Here is a 14,813-nt window from a genome sequence, read left to right on the forward strand (position 1 = left end):
GAGCGGGCGTGAGCCTGACGGTGACGGCAGGAAAACCGCAATTTTAGCAGAAGCTAGGGGGTTTTCCGGACTCCCGGACAGCCCCCGCGGCGCAGTCCGCGCGATCACCGCAGGCCGCCTGGCACGGCCCCGCCCCCGGCACCGGAACTATCCAGGCCCTGACATGCCTGATACCTCACCCCGACAGCGCCAGCTTCGCCGCTGCGCCGCACTTCGACAGCGTAGCGCGGCACGCGTAAGATGCACTCTCGCACCGCGCGGCACGCCAGCCGCGCCGGGTTTCCCGCACTCAGGAGACGATCATGACCAGACCGGCCAACACCCCCTGGCTCACCCCCTACCTGACCGTCGCCAACGGGCGCGCCGCACTGGACTTCTACAGCCGCGCCTTCGGCTTCACCGCCGGCAACGTGGTCGACGAAAACGGCGTGCCGACCCATGCCGAGATGCATTACCAGGGCCAACTGGTGGTGATGTTCGCGCCCGAGGGCGCCTGGGGCAGCACCGCGCGCACGCCGCGCTCGCTGGGCGTCGAGTGCCCGCAGACCTTCTATGTCTATTGCGACGATGTCGACGCCATGCACCAGCGCGCGGTCGACGCCGGCGCGGTCAGCCTGATGGCGCCGGCCGACCAGTTCTGGGGCGACCGCTACTGCATGGTCGAAGATCCCGACGGCTACCGCTGGGGCTTCGGCAAGCCGCTGGAACAGGCAGCAGGCCAGGCAAGCTGATGGCACCACGCTTCTTCGTCGGCGGCACCGATACCGTCCTGGCCGCCGAATCCGATTTCCCGCTGCCCGAGCCGGTGGTACGCCACGCGCAGGTGCTGCGCCTGGCGCCGGGCGACGCCATGACGCTGTTCGACGGCCGCGGCGGCAGCCACGCGGCCACGCTGGTCGAGCTGGGCAAGCGCCACGCGCTGGCGCGCATCGGCGCGCATGACGCGGCCGAAGCCGAGCCGCCCTTCCGTGTCACGCTGGCCCAGGGCCTGGCCGGCGGCGACAAGATGGACTGGCTGATCGAAAAGGCAGTCGAACTGGGCGTCACGGCAATCCAGCCGCTGCAGGCCAGCCGCTCGGTGGTGCGCCTGTCGGGCGAGCGCGCGCACAAGCGCCACGCGCACTGGCAGGCGCTGGTGCAGGCCGCCTGCGAGCAATGCGGCCGCAATCGCTTGCCGGAGGTTGCGCCGGTCGCTAACTTTGAGACATGGCTGGCGCAGTCCGCGGCTGGCGGTGCCAGGCTGCTGGTATCGCCGCGCGCCACGCACTCGCTGCCAGCGTTCATCGCCGAACAGCGCGAAACCTTGCTGGCCGGCGGCGTCACGCTGCTGATCGGCCCCGAAGGCGGCCTGGCGCCCGAGGAAGAGCAGGCGGCAAGACAGGCGGGTTTCACCGGCGTGTCGCTCGGCCCCCGCATCCTGCGCACTGAAACCGCCGGGCTGGCATGCCTGGCAACCCTTAACGCCTTGCTTGGCGGATTCTGACGACGGCGGCCATCCGGTCATCGCGTCAACCTTGCAACCCTGACTGAAAGGAGTCGACCATGGGACTACTCGATAGCGTGCTGGGCGGTGTGCTCGGACAACTCGGCGGCGCGCGTGGCGAGGCAGGCAGTACCGGAGGGCTCGACCCCAAGCTGATGATGGCGCTTGGTCTGCTGGCAACGCTGGCCATGCGCGGCCGCGGGCAAGCCGGCGATGCGGCGCCTGTCGATGATGGCCTGGGCGGACTGGGCAGCCTCGGCGGGCTGCTGGGCGGCATGCTCGGCGGCGGCGGTGCCGGCGCTGCGCCCGGCGGCGCCACCGGCGGCCTGGACCTTGGCTCGCTGCTCGGCGGCCTGCTTGGCGGCCAGGGTGGCGCGCCGGCCAACAGCCAGGCACTGGGCGCGGCCGCCGGCGGCATCGGCGCGCTGCAGCAGATCCTGGCGCAGGCCGGGCTGGGCGAACAGGTGAACTCGTGGATCGGCAGCGGCGCCAACCAGCCGGTCACGCCGTCGGCGCTGAGCAGCGCGCTGGGCGACACCGGCGCGCTCGAATCGCTGGCACAGACCACCGGCATGTCGCAGGACGACGTGGCCGCGCAACTGAGCGAAGGGCTGCCGGAGCTGATCGACCGCCTCACGCCCCATGGCCATCTGCCGGCGCAGGCATAAGACCAGCACCTCGCCGGAAAGCAAAAAGCCCGCAATTGCGGGCTTTTTGCTTGATTCGCCTTGCAAGGGCTCAGGCAGTGCGCTCAGGCGAACGAATAAAACACCCGGAACTGCACCTTGCGCTCGCCCCAGAACTCGGCGGCGTCGCGGAATACGTCGAGCAGCACCTCGCGCCCTTCCTTGTCGAACTTCTGCGCAATCGGCAGTCCTTCCAGCACGATCACAAAGCCCGGCTGCGGGCCGGCCTTGTAGATCATGTCGGTCAGGCAGTCAGCCAGCGCGTCGAAGTTCTTGCCGAAGTGCTTCGGGAAGGTGAACGACGTGGCGATGGTTTCCAGTACCTCCGCCTTGCTCGCGCAATGGGCGCAATTGGCATAGAGGAAATGCTGCCCGAGATCGGCGGCCGCCTGGGCCAGCTCAGGCACGCGGAAGGCGCGGATCGACTGGACGATGTTCGGACGCACCGTCTTGAACAGGTTCATGGCCCCCTCGCTGGTGCCGTCGTTCCAACCGGGACCGGCGGGCATGGCCACGGGCGCGGTCGCGGGCGGGAGTTTTTGCATGAGCTCCTGGCTCGGCATCATCAGCACGTTGTCGTATAGGTTCTGGGCCTGCTGCTGAGCCCGCTGCCAGCCATCTCCGGCGCCGCGCTCTTCGCGGGCGGCAAGGGCGTCGCCCAATCCGAAAATGTCAGTCATCATTTGAGTATCCGTTTGAAGCTGTTGTAGTGATCTTCCGTGTAGTAACAATCGTTGGCAGCGCGTTGTTCCCCGCCGCAGACGATCCGCTTGGCTCCCCGGTTCCGGCTCCTGGCGCTCTTGACCGTGTATTCGCGGTAATACCCGCGTTCACGTTGAGGCAGGATGCGTTCGTAGTTGCCGAATCTCGATCCGTCCTTTTCATACAGGAACGGGCCGCCGGCTTCGATGCGCTCCAAGGTCTGCCGTGCATCGTTGGGCAACTGCTGCACTGCAATGGTTCCCATCCCTTCGGTCTGCGCCTGCCGCGCCAGCGTCGGCTGCGCCAGGGCCAGCACCAGCGCCGCGCCGGTCATGGACCGGGCCAGCATGCGCGTTGCGTGCCGCATCAGAGAAACTTGGAAACCCACGTTGCTTGTCTTGGTTGAACCGGAAATCGAGCCTGCCGCTGGTTGGGTAGACGATCTGTCCGGGCCACCCTGGCCAGCGCCCTGCGCCACCCGTAGAGGAGCGCGATGGATGCCGGCCGCACCGGGGCGCTCATGGCGAGCGCCTGTATCAAAGGCGTAAGGTTACGCGCATGCACGCAATTAATCAATCCCGGCCCAGCGGCAGCGGTAATTCTTCAATTGTTTCAATATGTTAAGCGTATGTGTGCGCATACTAACCATGCACATATGGACGTAAAAAAAGCCGGGCGAGCCCGGCTTTTCGTCGCATTGGCCTGTTACCGGCCATGCAACCGGCGCTACCAGCGGTTTAGCGCTTGGCAGCGGCGTCCACCACGACCAGCGAGGTCATGTTGACGATGCGCCGCACCGTGGCCGACGGCGTCAGGATGTGCACCGGCGCCTTCACGCCCAGCAAGATCGGCCCGATCGCGACGTTGTTGCCCGCGGCAACCTTGAGCAGGTTGTACGAGATATTGGCCGCGTCGATGTTCGGGCACACCAGCAGGTTGGCTTCGCCCTTGAGCGCGCCGTCCGGCACCAGCTGGTCGCGCAGCTTCTGGTCGAGCGCGCTGTCGCCGTGCATTTCGCCGTCGATCTCCAGGTCCGGGGCGCGATCGCGCAGGATGGCGAGGGTTTCGCGCATCTTGCGGGCCGAAGGCGCTTCGGACGAACCGAAGTTCGAATGCGACAGCAGCGCGATCTTGGGCTCGATGCCGAAGCGCTTCAGTTCCTCGGCGGCCATCAGCGTGATCTGGGCCAGCTCTTCGGCGCTCGGGTCGACGTTGACGTGCGTATCCACCAGGAAGATCTGGCGGCCCGGCAGCACCAGTCCGTTCATCGCCGCGTAGACCTTGTTGGTGCCGCCCAGCACCTGGTCGATATAGCGCAGGTGCGCCGCGGTGTTGCTGACGGTGCCGCAGATCATGCCGTCGGCCTCGCCCTTGTTCACCAGCATCGCGCCGATCAGCGTGGTGCGGCGGCGCATTTCCAGCTTGGCATACTCGGGCGTGATGCCCTCGCGCGCCATCATGCGGTAATAGGCGTCGGAATAGTCGCGGAAACGCTCATCGTGCTCGGGGTTGACCACGGTGAAGTCCACGCCGGCGCGCAGGCGCAGGCCGAAGCGCTCGATGCGGTGCTGCAGCACGGCCGGGCGGCCGATCAGGATCGGGTTGGCCAGCTTTTCGTCGACGATCACCTGCACCGCGCGCAGCACGCGCTCTTGCTCGCCTTCGGCGAAGACGATGCGCTTCTTATCCATCTCGACCTTGCGCGCGGCGGCGTAGATCGGCTTCATCAGCGTGCCCGAGTGGTACACGAACTGCTGCAGCTGCAGGCGGTAGGCGTCCATGTCCTCGATCGGACGGGCGGCCACGCCGGATTTCATCGCGGCCTCGGCCACGGCCGGCGCCACCTTGACGATCAGGCGCGGGTCGAACGGCTTCGGAATCAGGTACTCGGGGCCGAACGACAGGTCCTGGATGCCATAGGCAGTGGCGACGATGTCGCTCTGCTCCTGGCGTGCCAGTTCGGCCAGGGCATTGGCCGCGGCGATTTCCATCTCGCGCGTGATGGTGGTGGCGCCGCAATCCAGCGCCCCGCGGAAGATGAACGGGAAGCACAGGACGTTGTTGACCTGGTTCGGGTAGTCGGTGCGGCCGGTGGCCATCACGGCGTCGGGGCGCACTTCCTTGACCAGCTCCGGCGCGATTTCCGGGTTGGGGTTGGCCAGTGCCAGCACCAGCGGCTTGTCGGCCATGCGCTGGACCATGTCCTGCTTGAGCACGCCCGCGGCTGACAGGCCCAGGAAGATGTCGGCGCCGTCGATCACTTCGGCCAGCTTGCGCTTGTCGGTCTTTTGCGAGAAGCGCGCCTTTTCCGGGTCCATCAGCTCGGTACGGCCTTCGTAGACCACGCCGGCCAGGTCCGTTACCCAGATGTTCTCGATCGGCAGGCCGATGTCGACCAGCAGGTCCAGGCAGGCCAGCGCGGCCGCGCCGGCGCCCGAGGCCACCAGCTTGACCTTCTTGATGTCCTTGCCGACCACCTTCAGGCCGTTGATGATGGCCGCGGACACCACGATGGCGGTGCCGTGCTGGTCATCGTGGAAGACGGGAATCTTCATCTTCTCGCGCAGCTTGCGCTCGACGTAGAAGCACTCCGGTGCCTTGATGTCTTCGAGGTTGATGCCGCCGAAGGTGGGCTCCAGCGCGGCGATGATCTGGACCAGCTTTTCCGGGTCCTTCTCGTCGACTTCGATATCGAACACGTCGATACCGGCAAACTTCTTGAACAGGCCAGCCTTGCCTTCCATCACCGGCTTGGAAGCCGCGGCGCCAATGTCGCCCAGGCCCAGCACGGCGGTGCCGTTGGTGATCACCGCGACCAGGTTGCCGCGGGCGGTGTAGCGGAAGGAATTGGCCGGATCGGAAACGATCTCTTCACAAGCGGCGGCCACGCCCGGCGAATAGGCCAGGGCCAGGTCGCGCTGGTTCGACAGCGGCTTGGTCGGCGTGACCGAGATCTTGCCGGGGGTGGGAAACTCGTGGTACTCGAGCGCCGCTTTGCGCAGCGCCTCACGCTGCTGCTGTTTCAGATCGTCTTGGGACGGGGACTGCTGAGGGCTGGTCATCGGCGCATCTTCCAATCGGTGGAGCCGTCATTGACGAGGCGGGGGACGATCGGCGGACCGGCTCCACGTGTCCGCCCTTCTCTTCCTTTGGAACCCAGCATTTTATATAGTGAAATACTATTTCACAATAAGCCTTTTACTTGGGGCACCTTTGCGATTCGGTACAATATGCCCCATCCCCCCGGGCAATACCAGCAAGCGTAGCGCCTGCCGGCAGAAGCGGCGTACCGCGCGATGGTCATGGCTGTCGTGCGCGGCAGTATCTTGCTGAAATGCCGGACGCGCCCCATCCTGACGCGCTGCGCAGGCGCCGCGGGATTGCCCCGGATCGCCATTCATCTTCGCGCAACGCGCAGCCCCCAATCCCGTCCCACCCGGCGGGCGAATCTTCCCGACGACGATGTCCCACGCCCAGCCAGCCCCGCTTTCCGAGTTCGACCTGATCCGCCGCTTTTTCACGCGGCCGGTGCGCAAGGCCGCGCTCGGCGTGGGCGATGACTGCGCGCTGATCGAGGGCCGCCCCGGCCACCACCTGGCCATCAGCACCGACATGCTGGTGAGCGGCCGGCATTTCTTCCCGGACGTGGCGCCGCGCGCACTCGGCCACAAGGCCCTGGCCGTGAACTTGTCCGACCTGGCCGCCATGGGCGCCGAGCCGCGCGCGTTCACCCTGGCACTGGCCCTGCCCGAGGCCGACCCCGCCTGGCTGGCCGAGCTGGCCGATGGCATGCTGGCGCTGGCTGACGCCCACGGCTGCGAACTGGTCGGCGGCGACACCACGCGCGGCCCGCTGACGCTTTCGCTGACGGTATTCGGCGACGTGCCGCTGCGTGCCGCGCTGCGCCGCGACGCCGCGCGGCCCGGCGACGATATCTGGATTTCCGGCAGGCTTGGCGACGCCCGCCTGGCGCTGGGCGACTGCCGCGGCGAATGGCTGCTGCCTGAGCCCGAGTTCAGCCAGGTGCGCCCGCGCATGGACACGCCCACGCCGCGCGTGGCGTTGGGCATGGCCCTGCGCGGTGTGGCGCATGCCGCACTCGACATCTCCGACGGACTGGTCGGCGACCTGGGCCATATCCTGGAACGCTCGCAGGTCGGCGCGCTGGTCGACGTCGATGCGCTGCCGCGCTCGGCGGTGCTGGCCAGCCAGCCCGATGCCATCCAGCGCGAATGCGTGCTGGCCGGCGGCGACGACTACGAACTGTGCTTCACCGCGCCCGCCGGCAGTCGCGACGCCATTGCGGCGATCAGCGAACGGCTGGCGCTGCCGCTCGCACGTGTCGGCGCGATCACGCCCGAGCCCGGCCTGCGGCTGGTCGACAGTACCGGCAACCCGACCCGGTACCAAGGCGCCAGCTTCGACCACTTCGCTGCCCCCTGACACCGGGTCGCGGGCATGTCATGATGCCGGCATCGGCGCGCTGCGCGGGCACGGGAGTCCCGCAAGCATGGCAGCGCAAGCCGGCCATAACCATAAGCAGTATCTGCATCACACGAGCCAATTTTGATGTCCACCTTGCCTCCCGGGGCCGCGCCGCGCGACCCCGCCCTGACCCTGGAAGCCGGCCAGACCGTCAAGGTCACGCGCCCGAGCGCGCGCTTCATGCTGTCCCATCCGGCCCACCTGATCGCCTTCGGCTTCGGCTCGGGCCTGTCGCCCGTTGCGCCGGGCACGGTCGGCACGCTCTACGCCTGGCTGTCGTTCGTAGTGATTTCGCTGTGGATCGAGCCCACCACCTGGCTGTGGATCATCGCCGGCGGCTTCCTGGTCGGCCTGTGGGCGTGCGCGCGCACCGCGCGCGACATGGGCGTGCACGACCATGGCAGCATGGTCTGGGACGAGATCGTCGCCTTCTGGCTGGTGCTGGCCTTTGTCATGCCGACCGGCTTCTGGGGGCAGTTCGCCGCCTTCCTGTGGTTCCGGCTGTTCGACATCGCCAAGCCGGCGCCGATCGGCCACTATGACCGCACGCTCAAGGGTCCGGGCCTGCGCGGCGGCTTTGGCGTGATGTTCGACGACATCTTCGCGGCCTTCTACACGCTGCTGGTGTTTGCGCTGTGGCGCTCGTTCTGAGCCCCGCATCGCCAGCCATTGCAAGCTGATTCCCCTCAAAACTACCTGTATCCACCATGTCTGTCAGCCGCCTGCTCGACCAGCTCGCCATCCAGGCCGGCGTCGCCCTTGCCGACAAATCCCTGATGCTGGCCACTGCCGAATCCTGCACCGGCGGGCTGGTGGCTGCCGCCATTACCGACGTATCCGGCTCGTCCGGCTGGTTCGAGCGCGGCTTCGTCACCTATTCCAATGAGGCCAAGTCCACCATGCTGGGCGTGCCGGCCAAGCTGATCCGCGACCACGGCGCGGTCAGCGAGGAAGTGGCGCGCGCCATGGCCGAAGGCGCGCTGCTCAACAGCCGCGCCCAGGTGGCGCTATCGATCACCGGCGTGGCCGGGCCCAACGGCGGCACCCCGGAAAAGCCAGTGGGCATGGTCTGCTTCGGCTGGAGCAACCGCATTACCACCAATACCGAGACTCAACGCTTTCGCGGCGACCGCGGCCAGATCCGCCGGCAGGCGGCCGAGCATGCCATGCGGGGGCTGCTGGAGCTGATCCGGAACGAGGCCTGAGGCCGGCGCCCGGCAATCTGCGCCCAATAAAAAAACCGCGCCGTCTCCGGCGCGGTTTTTTATTGTCTACGCCCGGTTTCAGCCGTGGCGATAGCGATTGATGGTCTCCCGCGTCTGCAGCGCGACATTGCGCGCCGCCGCCGCAAAATCCTTCTCGCGGCTGGCGTAGAGGATGGCGCGCGACGAATTGATCATCATGCCGGTGCCGTCCGCGGTGCGCCCCGCCTTGACCGTGGCCTCGATGTCGCCACCCTGGGCGCCGATGCCCGGGATCAGCAGTGGCATGTCGCCGACGATCTGGCGCACCCGCGCGATCTCGTTGGGGAAGGTCGCGCCGACCACCAGGCCCATCTGGCCGGTGGTGTTCCAGCGCTCGCGCGCGGCCTCGGCCACCAGCTGGTACAGCGGCTTGCCGTCGACCTGCAGGAACTGCACGTCCGAGCCGCCCGGGTTGGAGGTGCGGCACAGCACGATCACGCCGCGGTCGGGATAGGCCAGGTACGGCTGCATCGAATCGAAGCCCATGTACGGGCTGACCGTGACCGCGTCGGCGTGGTAGCGCTCGAAGGCCTCCAGCGCGTAGTGCTCGGCGGTCGAGCCGATGTCGCCGCGCTTGGCGTCCAGGATCACCGGGATGCCGGGGTGGGCGTCGTGGATATAGTGGATCAGCTGCTCGAGCTGGTCTTCCGCGCGCTGCGAGTGGAAGTACGCAATCTGCGGCTTGAAGGCGCAGACCAGGTCGGCGGTGGCGTCAACGATCTCGCGGCAGAACGAAAAGATGGCGCCGCCCGCCCCGGTCAGGGACAGCGGCAGCTTCTGCGGGTCAGGATCGAGCCCGACGCACAGGAGGGAATCGTTGCGCTGCCAGGCGGCAGCAAGCTGCTCGGTGAAAGTCATGGGTACTCGGAATATCCTGGTGGCGCCGGCGCCCCATTGGCCCGGCCGGCGCGGTTGGCCGCAGCGGCGTGAAAACCTTTCATCCCTGCAGCATATGTCGCTTCCGGCAATTTTACCCGCTGCGTGCTATGGTTTTGCGCTTCCTCTCAAAACAAAGCGCGGCATGACGCACAGCCGCGTCCCGTCATGTCTCTCGATCGCCGCGGTATCTTCCTGCTTGTCGTGCTCACCCTTGCCTGGGGCATCAACTGGCCCATCATGAAGGTTGGCGTAGCGCACTTTCCGGCGATGGGCTTCCGCCTGCTGTGCATGGCGGGCGGGCTGGTGGCGCTGGGGCTGGCGTTGCGACTGCGCGGCGATTCGCTGGCCGTGCCGCGGCGCGAATGGGGCACGGTGGTCCGCCTGGCCATTCCCAACATGGTGGTCTGGCACCTGTTTGCGATCTGCGCGGTCAAGATGCTGTCCTCGGGCCGGGCCGCCATCCTGGGCTACACCATGCCGATCTGGGCAGTGGTCTGGGGCCTGGTGTTCTTCCGCGAGCGCATCGGCGCCTGGGCCTGGCTGGGCATCGGCTGCGCGCTGGCCGGAACGGTGCTGCTGCTTTCCGGCGAGCTCGCCGCGCTGACCGGCAGCCCGGCCGGCACGCTGCTGATGCTGCTGGCCGCGGCCGGCTGGGGCTTCGGCACCCAATTGATAAAACGCACCCCGACCGACGTGCCCATCGGCGCCATGACGTTCTGGATGCTGGCCGTGACCCTGCCCTTCCTGGCGGTCGGCTCGCTGCTGCTGGAAGACGGCTGGCGCATGCCCACCGCCGTCGAATGGGGCGCCATCGCCTACAACGCGGTGGTGGTCTTCGCCTTCTGCCACCTGGTCTGGTTCGGGCTGGCGCGCAGCCTGCCGCCGGTGGTGTCGAGCCTGTCGATCATGTTCATTCCGGTAGTCGGCGTGTTCTCGGGCATGTGGATGCTGGGCGAGCAGCCGCACTGGCAGGACTACGCGGCGATCGTGCTGATGTTCCTGGCGCTGTCCTCGGTGATGCTGGCGCCGCTGCTGTGGCGCCGGCTGCAGGGCGCGCTGGGCTGATCGCCAGGTGGGCGCGCCGCCGGTCGTGAGCGGGCAACAGCGGGCCGCGTGCGCGGAGATTTCACTTAACAAGCCACCCTACGTTGGGCTACACTCGCGGCCATCACAATCCCGGAGAAATTACGTGGGCAGTAGCATCGGGTGTTCGAGTTGCCGCAGCAGCGCTGCGACCTCTGCGAATGCCATGTCACTGCGGGCTGCGTAACGACGACCCGCCCGGAGCACCCGGCTCCGCGCCTCGTCGGCCTCGCCCGCAGCAGAACACTGCGGGCGAGTGTCTTTCCGTGCCACCGGCGGCGCCATCCATGCGCGCCGCACCGCGTGCGGATTTTCCCTCTCCCGGCTAGCCAGCCAACCCAGGCAAACGCCATCGCCTTGTACCGCCCGCCGAGTCCGTTGCGTCCGGCAGCCGCGGTACAGCGCGATCACGCTTGCCCGTGGCCCGGCCCTGGCAGGGCGCCTTCCGGCGTCTCGCCAGGCCATGCAGGGCATGACGGACTACCTGGGAATGCGGCGAGCCGCCTGCGCTTGTCTTCGCGCTTGTCTTTGTTTTTCGTCGCAATCAGCAATAAGGAATCCCGGGGATGATCAACCTGTTCGTCCTGCAGAAAGGCCGGCTTGCCCAGGAGCAGGTCGACGAGCGCAATGAGCTGCTGCAGCACAAGCCGATCTGGATCGATGTCGTCAATCCCGACGACGAGGAACTGAACTGGATCAAGGAAGCCTATGGCGTCGCCCTTCCCGAACTGGAAGACCTGGGCGACCTGGAAGCGTCCGCGCGATATTTCGAGGGCGAGGACGAGAATATCCATATCCGCACCGACTTCCTGCTGGACGAGGAAGAGGCCTTGTCGCGCAACGTGCGCGTGGCTTTCGTGCTGACGCGCGACGTACTGTTCTCCATCCACGACGAAGACCTGCCGGTGTTCCGGCTGGTGCGGCTGCGCGCACGCATGCGCCCGGGCTCGGTGCGCAATGCCAAGGACGTGCTGATGGACCTGTACGCGACCGACGCCGAGTATTCCGCCGACTCGATCGAGGAAATCTACGAGCGGCTCGAAGAAGCGAGCCGCCGCGTGCTGGCCGAGAACGTGACCGATGCCGCCGCGGCCGACGTGCTGGAAACCATCGCCCGCGAGGAAGACTTGAACGGGCGCATCCGCCGCAACGTGATGGACACCCGCCGCGCGGTGTCCTTCCTGATGCGCAGCCAGCTGCTGTCGGCCGAGCAGCAGGACGAGGCCCGCCAGATCCTGCGCGACATCGACTCGATCGAGAACCACACCGCGTTCCTGTTCGACAAGATCAACTTCCTGATGGACGCGACCGTCGGTTTCATCAACATCAACCAGAACAAGATCATCAAACTGTTCTCGGTGGTGTCGGTGGCGCTGATGCCGCCCACGCTGATCGCCAGCATCTACGGCATGAACTTCAAGTTCATGCCGGAGCTGGACTGGGGCGCGGGCTATCCGTGGGCGATTGCGCTGATGGCGGTGTCGGCGGCGATCCCGCTGGTGTATTTCCGCAGGAAGGGCTGGCTGAGCTGAGCCCCGCGGGGCTCAGTCGGGCAGCGTGGCTGCCCCCATCCGCCGCGCGATGGTGCTTGCCTTGGCGCGGAAATTCACGCGCACGTTGGCGCAGTATTCCTTCTTGTCGAAGCACTTGGGTGCCGGCAGCGCCGCGGCCAGGCGCGCGGACTGGCCCACGCTGAGCTTGTCGGCGCTGGTGCGGAAGTAGTGCTGCGCCGCGGCCTGCGCGCCGAACACGCCCTCGCCCCACTCCACCGAATTCAGGTAGATCTCGTAGATGCGCTGCTTGTCCAGCCAGAACTCGAGCATCCACGTGATTGCCAGCTCCTGGCCCTTGCGCAGGTATTGCTGCTCGGACGACAGGAACAGGTTCTTGGCCAGCTGCTGCGTGATGGTGGAACCGCCGCGCACGATGCGCCCGCGCTTCTTGTTGCGCTCCCAGGCATCGAGCATGGCATCCAGCTCATAGCCCGGATGGTTGACGAAGTCGGCGTCCTCGCTGGCGATCACCGCGCGCTTGAGGTTGCGCGAGATGCGGTCGTACGGTACCCATTGCCGGTCGATGCCGCAGTTCCAGAGGTTGATGCCGCACAGGCGCCAGCGCTCGGCGCGCATGAACGTGGTCGTCGAAGGATTGATGTATTGCCAGCTTGCGATCTGCACGAAGAAGTACAGCTGCATCGCCACCACGCCCGCCGCCACGCAGCCCAGCAGGTAGCCGAGCCAGCGGACCGGGTTGAACACCGTGCGTGCGGGGGCTGCGCCGCGGCTGGCGCTGGCTGCGCGGTTGCGGTTGGCCACGGCTGGCGGCGCCCCGGTCAGCCCTTGCGTTCGGCCTGCAGCGCGGCGCGCAGCTCGGCCAGCACGGGGGCGGTGCGGGGGCGCACGCCGCGCCAGCTGTAGAACGCTTCAGCCGCCTGTTCGACCAGCATGCCCAGGCCGTCGCTGGTGCGCGCGCCACAGCGCGCGGCGAACTGCAGGAACACCGTGGGCTCGGCGCCGTACATCATGTCGTAGGCCAGCACGCCTTCGCCCAGCAGGAACTCGGGCACCGGCGGCACTTCGCCATGCAGGCTGCTGGACGACGCGTTGATGACCACGTCGACGGCTTCGTCCTCGGACAGCCCGTCGAGCGCATCGAGCCCGCCGCCCCACAGCTCCACGCCGTACTGGTCGGCGGCTTCGACAAACTCTTCCAGCATGTCGCTCGCGCGCGAGGCGGTGCGGTTGGCCACCACGATGCGCGACGGCCGGCATTCGATCAGCGGCAGCATCGCGCCCATGGCGGCGCCGCCGGCGCCCAGCAGCAGCACGCGCTTGCCCTCGATCAGGGTGTCGAGGTTGTCCTGGATATCGCGCACCAGGCCGATGCCGTCGGTGTTGTCGCCATGGATCAGGCCCTCTTCGATCCACAGCGTGTTGACCGCGCCGGCGGCCTCGGCGCGCTCGGTCAGGCGGTCGGCCAGGTCATAGGCTTCGAGCTTGAACGGCACGGTGACATTGCAGCCATAGCCGCCCTCGGCAAAGAACTGGCGCACGGCATCGGCAAACCCGTCCAGCGGCGCCTCCAGGCGGTCGTATTGCACGGCCTCGCCGGTCTGGCGCGCAAAGGCCGCGTGGATCGCCGGCGAACGGCTGTGCGCAACCGGGTTGCCGATCACCACATAGCGGTCGGAAGTGGCTTGGGAAGAATCAGTGGATGTCATCAGCGTGCCTGCAAGCGGGTTTCCAGCCCGTTGCGCGAAAACTTGAAAGTGGAAATGACTTCGAGGATGTCCTGGCGCGACGCCATCTCGGCAGTAAAGGGGCCGAACGGCGCGGCCGCGCGCACGATCGCCACGGCCTGGCGGTCCAGCGCGGGATCGCCCGAGCTCTTGACCACGTCGATGGCATCGACGTTGTAGCCGTCGCGGTTGTAGCCGAGCTTGCCGAGCCGGTTGACGTTGATCACCAGGATCAGCTGGCCGTACAGCGGCTTGCCGTTGCGTTGCGGGAAGTCAGTGGTGCCGCGCGCCTCGATCTTGTGGCGCAGGCGGTCGTAGTACTGCGCGTAGTCGACCGCCTGGGCGCTGGTGGCGGTCAGCTGGAAGCGCTTGGGCCGCTTGGCGTAGTGGTCCAGGTTGCGGCCGATCTCGGCCTCCAGCCTGGCCATCTCGTCGGTCGAGGTGCGCTCGTCCTGGCCGCGCTGCGGGGTGTCCTGGCGCTTCTCGCCGGGCTTGAGCGGCTGGTTGCGCACCGACGGCGCGGCCTCGCGCGACTGGGTCAGCAGGCGTTGCTGCTCCTGTTCCAGCTGCTCGACGCGGCGCTGCACCTGGCGCACCAGGTCGCCTTCCTGCGTCTGGGTCTGCGCGGGCAGCGGCGTGGTGGCGCGCTGCAGGTCATGGTCGCCGCCGCCGTCCAGGTTGGCTTGCGCCAGCGCGGTCGGGTTGCGCGGCTTCTGCGCCGACTTGGCATTGACCAGCACCACGTCCAGCGCGGCATCGCTGCGCTTGATCTCGAACACCTCGGGCGCAGCCACCCGCACCATCAGCAGCAGCACGTGCACGGCCACGGAAATGGCCAGCGCCTTGGCCAGCGTACTGCTGTTGTGCCACCTGGCATGCCACCAGTGGCGGGGAGCGGCGAGTGTGGCGTTCACGATGGATGGAGGGTGGCTGAAGGGCGGGCGGCGGCCCGAACCGGTCCGGGCCGGCGGCCTGGCAAGACCGGGGCGGCGGGCCCCGGATCAGACAGGCAT

Annotated in this window: 15 protein-coding genes; 8 read left to right on the forward strand and 7 right to left on the reverse strand. The window is 67.3% G+C overall.

Annotated features, from left to right (window positions below):
• Positions 1-302 precede the first annotated feature (302 nt).
• The 3 genes from AC3WVS_RS21530 to AC3WVS_RS21540 are packed head-to-tail and all read left to right on the forward strand — an operon-like array spanning position 303 to position 2,151.
• Positions 303-731: a VOC family protein gene (locus AC3WVS_RS21530; protein ID WP_010813207.1), complete on the forward strand. Its 429-nt coding sequence runs from the start codon at positions 303-305 to the stop codon at positions 729-731.
• Positions 731-1,483 (forward strand): 16S rRNA (uracil(1498)-N(3))-methyltransferase, encoded by a 753-nt coding sequence (locus AC3WVS_RS21535; RefSeq protein ID WP_492320285.1) that lies wholly within the window; start codon positions 731-733, stop codon positions 1,481-1,483. The genes AC3WVS_RS21530 and AC3WVS_RS21535 overlap by 1 nt, the downstream gene beginning before the upstream one ends.
• 59 nt (positions 1,484-1,542) lie before the next feature.
• Positions 1,543-2,151, forward strand: a complete 609-nt coding sequence (locus tag AC3WVS_RS21540; protein ID WP_492320286.1) for a YidB family protein — start codon at positions 1,543-1,545, stop codon at positions 2,149-2,151.
• Between the two features lie 83 nt (positions 2,152-2,234).
• Here AC3WVS_RS21540 and AC3WVS_RS21545 read toward each other — a convergent pair whose 3' ends face one another.
• From AC3WVS_RS21545 to AC3WVS_RS21555, 3 genes are all read right to left on the reverse strand, one after another.
• Entirely contained in the window at positions 2,235-2,852 is a 618-nt protein-coding gene (locus tag AC3WVS_RS21545; RefSeq protein WP_010813204.1) for a barstar family protein, read from the reverse strand.
• Complete coding sequence (locus tag AC3WVS_RS21550; protein ID WP_492320287.1) at positions 2,849-3,220, reverse strand: guanyl-specific ribonuclease; 372 nt, start codon at positions 3,218-3,220, stop codon at positions 2,849-2,851. Before AC3WVS_RS21550 ends, AC3WVS_RS21545 begins: the two co-directional genes overlap by 4 nt.
• A gap of 388 nt (positions 3,221-3,608) precedes the next feature.
• A complete protein-coding gene (locus tag AC3WVS_RS21555; protein ID WP_492320288.1) occupies positions 3,609-5,933 on the reverse strand; it encodes an NADP-dependent malic enzyme in 2,325 nt (774 codons plus the stop codon).
• A 400-nt stretch (positions 5,934-6,333) separates the two neighbouring features.
• On the opposite strand from AC3WVS_RS21555, the gene thiL reads away from it, so the two are divergent.
• The 3 genes from thiL (at position 6,334) to AC3WVS_RS21570 (ending at position 8,561) form a co-directional block, all read left to right on the forward strand.
• A complete protein-coding gene (gene thiL / locus AC3WVS_RS21560) occupies positions 6,334-7,314 on the forward strand; it encodes a thiamine-phosphate kinase (RefSeq protein WP_492320289.1) in 981 nt (326 codons plus the stop codon).
• A 126-nt stretch (positions 7,315-7,440) separates the two neighbouring features.
• A complete protein-coding gene (locus AC3WVS_RS21565; protein ID WP_492320290.1) occupies positions 7,441-8,007 on the forward strand; it encodes a phosphatidylglycerophosphatase A family protein in 567 nt (188 codons plus the stop codon).
• A gap of 56 nt (positions 8,008-8,063) precedes the next feature.
• Complete coding sequence (locus tag AC3WVS_RS21570) at positions 8,064-8,561, forward strand: CinA family protein (RefSeq protein WP_492320291.1); 498 nt, start codon at positions 8,064-8,066, stop codon at positions 8,559-8,561.
• Positions 8,562-8,639: 78 nt separating this feature from the next.
• On the opposite strand, the gene pyrF is transcribed toward AC3WVS_RS21570, so the two are convergent.
• A complete protein-coding gene (gene pyrF / locus AC3WVS_RS21575; RefSeq protein WP_010813198.1) occupies positions 8,640-9,458 on the reverse strand; it encodes an orotidine-5'-phosphate decarboxylase in 819 nt (272 codons plus the stop codon).
• A gap of 186 nt (positions 9,459-9,644) precedes the next feature.
• Between pyrF and AC3WVS_RS21580 the strand changes: the two genes are divergently transcribed.
• Entirely contained in the window at positions 9,645-10,544 is a 900-nt protein-coding gene (locus tag AC3WVS_RS21580) for a DMT family transporter (protein WP_492320292.1), read from the forward strand.
• Positions 10,545-11,128: 584 nt separating this feature from the next.
• On the forward strand, positions 11,129-12,094 hold the full coding sequence (gene corA, locus AC3WVS_RS21585) for a magnesium/cobalt transporter CorA (RefSeq protein ID WP_010813196.1): 966 nt from the start codon (positions 11,129-11,131) through the stop codon (positions 12,092-12,094).
• Between the two features lie 12 nt (positions 12,095-12,106).
• Here the strand turns inward: corA and mtgA are convergent, their stop codons facing one another.
• The 3 genes from mtgA to AC3WVS_RS21600 all read right to left on the reverse strand — a co-directional run bounded on the left by mtgA (position 12,107) and on the right by AC3WVS_RS21600 (position 14,714).
• Positions 12,107-12,757, reverse strand: coding sequence for a monofunctional biosynthetic peptidoglycan transglycosylase (gene mtgA / locus AC3WVS_RS21590; protein ID WP_492320377.1), 651 nt, complete (start codon positions 12,755-12,757; stop codon positions 12,107-12,109).
• 137 nt (positions 12,758-12,894) lie between these two features.
• Positions 12,895-13,782, reverse strand: coding sequence for a shikimate dehydrogenase (gene aroE, locus AC3WVS_RS21595; RefSeq protein WP_492320293.1), 888 nt, complete (start codon positions 13,780-13,782; stop codon positions 12,895-12,897).
• On the reverse strand, positions 13,782-14,714 hold the full coding sequence (locus AC3WVS_RS21600; RefSeq protein WP_492320294.1) for an energy transducer TonB family protein: 933 nt from the start codon (positions 14,712-14,714) through the stop codon (positions 13,782-13,784). Before AC3WVS_RS21600 ends, aroE begins: the two co-directional genes overlap by 1 nt.
• Positions 14,715-14,813: the final 99 nt, after the last annotated feature.

The sequence above is a fragment of the Cupriavidus sp. CPT47-8839-RL05A genome (assembly GCF_058792255.1).

Coding starts and splice junctions, on each gene's coding strand:
- AC3WVS_RS21530 (WP_010813207.1), top strand. CDS start 303: ATGACCAGACCGGCCAACACCCCCTGGCTCACCCCCTACCTGACCGTC.
- AC3WVS_RS21535 (WP_492320285.1), top strand. CDS start 731: ATGGCACCACGCTTCTTCGTCGGCGGCACCGATACCGTCCTGGCCGCC.
- AC3WVS_RS21540 (WP_492320286.1), top strand. CDS start 1,543: ATGGGACTACTCGATAGCGTGCTGGGCGGTGTGCTCGGACAACTCGGC.
- AC3WVS_RS21545 (WP_010813204.1), bottom strand. CDS start 2,852: ATGATGACTGACATTTTCGGATTGGGCGACGCCCTTGCCGCCCGCGAA.
- AC3WVS_RS21550 (WP_492320287.1), bottom strand. CDS start 3,220: ATGCTGGCCCGGTCCATGACCGGCGCGGCGCTGGTGCTGGCCCTGGCG.
- AC3WVS_RS21555 (WP_492320288.1), bottom strand. CDS start 5,933: ATGACCAGCCCTCAGCAGTCCCCGTCCCAAGACGATCTGAAACAGCAG.
- thiL (WP_492320289.1), top strand. CDS start 6,334: ATGTCCCACGCCCAGCCAGCCCCGCTTTCCGAGTTCGACCTGATCCGC.
- AC3WVS_RS21565 (WP_492320290.1), top strand. CDS start 7,441: ATGTCCACCTTGCCTCCCGGGGCCGCGCCGCGCGACCCCGCCCTGACC.
- AC3WVS_RS21570 (WP_492320291.1), top strand. CDS start 8,064: ATGTCTGTCAGCCGCCTGCTCGACCAGCTCGCCATCCAGGCCGGCGTC.
- pyrF (WP_010813198.1), bottom strand. CDS start 9,458: ATGACTTTCACCGAGCAGCTTGCTGCCGCCTGGCAGCGCAACGATTCC.
- AC3WVS_RS21580 (WP_492320292.1), top strand. CDS start 9,645: ATGTCTCTCGATCGCCGCGGTATCTTCCTGCTTGTCGTGCTCACCCTT.
- corA (WP_010813196.1), top strand. CDS start 11,129: ATGATCAACCTGTTCGTCCTGCAGAAAGGCCGGCTTGCCCAGGAGCAG.
- mtgA (WP_492320377.1), bottom strand. CDS start 12,757: ATGCAGCTGTACTTCTTCGTGCAGATCGCAAGCTGGCAATACATCAAT.
- aroE (WP_492320293.1), bottom strand. CDS start 13,782: ATGACATCCACTGATTCTTCCCAAGCCACTTCCGACCGCTATGTGGTG.